Origin of the sequence: Streptomyces katrae, from assembly GCF_000966975.1 — a bacterium.
Lineage (GTDB): Bacteria > Actinomycetota > Actinomycetes > Streptomycetales > Streptomycetaceae > Streptomyces > Streptomyces katrae.
The window spans coordinates 1-2006 of sequence record NZ_JZWV01000085.1 but is presented as its reverse complement, the minus strand read 5'-3'; the positions used below and the strand labels follow the sequence as shown (position 1 = coordinate 2006).

At 76.6% G+C, this 2006-nt stretch carries 2 protein-coding genes; both read left to right on the top strand.

The features are described from left to right. The coding region (locus tag VR44_RS04675; RefSeq protein ID WP_045946071.1) for a beta-ketoacyl reductase at positions 1 to 880 on the top strand (880 nt) is incomplete at its 5' end. Positions 881 to 884: 4 nt separating this feature from the next. Beyond that, the coding region (locus VR44_RS04670) for a beta-ketoacyl [acyl carrier protein] synthase domain-containing protein (RefSeq protein WP_045946070.1) at positions 885 to 2006 on the top strand (1122 nt) is incomplete at its 3' end.

The following is a 2006-nucleotide window of genomic DNA, read 5'->3' as shown; positions in this document are numbered from 1 at the left end:
CGGCCAGGCCAACTACGCCGCCGCGAACGCCTTCCTGGACGGCCTGGCCGTGCGCCGCAGGGCCTCCGGGCTGCCCGGCACCTCCCTGGCCTGGGGCTGGTGGGAACAGAGCAGCGCGATGACGGAGGGCCTGGACCGGGCCGACCGCTCCCGGCTCCGCCGGACGGGCATCGCCCCCATGCCCACCCCCGAGGCCCTCGCCCTGTTCGACGCGGCGTGCGCGAGCGGCGAGCCCGTCCTCATCCCGGCCCGGGTGGACCTCGCGGCCCTGCGCGGCCGGCCGGACGGGGAACTGCCACCGCTGCTGCGCGGCCTCGCCGACGGCGCGCGACCGCGCCGGGACCGGGCGGCCACCGCGGACACCGGCCCCTCCGGACTGCCCGCCGGGCTGTCGGCCCTGCCGGCGGACGAGGCCGGGACGGCCGTCCTGGACTGGCTCCGCGACCGGGCCGCCGTCGTCCTCGGCCACCCGGCCGGCACGACCATCGACCCCGAACAGCCCTTCACCCAGCTCGGGTTCGACTCACTGACCGCCGTCGAACTGTGCAACAGCCTGGCCGCCGCCACCGGACTGCGCCTGCCCTCCACCCTCGTCTTCAGCTACCCCACCCCGCGCGAACTGGCCGGACACCTCCTCGGCCTGCTGCGCCCCGCACCGGACGGGGAACCGGAGCGCGCCTCGGACGCGGAGATCAGGGAGGTGCTGCGGACCGTCCCGGTCGACGCCCTGCGCAGGGCGGGCCTCCTGGAAGCCGTCCTCGCCTGCGCGGCCCCGGCCGGCGCGCCGGAGGAGCCGGCACAGGAGGCCGCCGGCACGGAGGAGCTCGCGGGCATGGACCTGGACGCGCTGCTCGACCTGGCCCTGGATGAGAAGAGGTAGTGACATGACCAACGCCGCGGAACAGACGGCGGAGGGCGCGGACCGGGTCCAGCGGGCGCTGCGCACCCTCCTGGAGGAACGCGACCGCCTCCGCCAGGAGAACGAGGCCCTCCGGGCCGGCCGGGGCGAGCCGGTCGCCGTGGTGGCCATGGCCTGCCGCTACCCGGGGGGCGTGTCCTCGCCCGAGGAACTGTGGGAGGTGGTCCGCGAGGGCCGCGACGTCGTGGACGCCTTCCCGGCCGACCGCGGCTGGCGCGACGTCTACGACCCGGACCCCGACACCCCCGGCAGCGCCCACGTCCGCCACGGCGGGTTCCTGGCGGACCCGGCCGGGTTCGACGCCGAGTTCTTCGGCATCAGCCCCCGCGAGGCCCTCGCCACCGACCCGCAGCAGCGCCTGCTGCTGGAGACCTCCTGGGAGGCCTTCGAACGGGCCGGCATCGTCCCCGCCGACGTCCGCGGGAGCGAGATCGGGGTCTTCACCGGGGTGAGCTCGACCGAGTACGGCTGGCGCTTCCTGGAGGCGGGCCGCAGCGACCTGGAGGGCTACCTCCTGTACGGCAGCTCGCTGAGCGTCGCCTCCGGCCGGGTGGCGTACGAACTGGGGCTGACCGGACCGGCGGTGTCCCTGGACACCGCGTGCTCCTCCTCGCTGGTGGCCCTGCACACGGCCGTGCAGTCGCTGCGCGCGGGGGAGTGCTCCCTCGCGCTGGCGGGCGGGGCGCTGGTGATGTCCTCCCCCGCGGCCTTCGTGGAGTTCGCCCGCCAGGGCGCGCTCTCGCCCGACGGCCGCTGCAAGGCCTTCGCGGACGGGGCGGACGGCACCGGCTGGGCCGAGGGCGTCGGAGTCCTGCTGCTGGAGCGGCTGTCCGACGCCCGCCGCAACGGGCACCCCGTACTCGCCCTGGTCCGCGGCTCCGCCGTCAACCAGGACGGCGCCAGCAACGGACTGACCGCGCCCAACGGCCGCGCCCAGGAGAAGGTCATCCGGCGGGCCCTGGCCAACGCGGGCGTCGCGGCCGGCGAGGTGGACCTGCTCGAAGCGCACGGCACCGGAACCGTCCTGGGCGACCCCATCGAGGCGCAGGCCCTGCTCGCCACGTACGGCAGCGGCCGGGACGGGGAC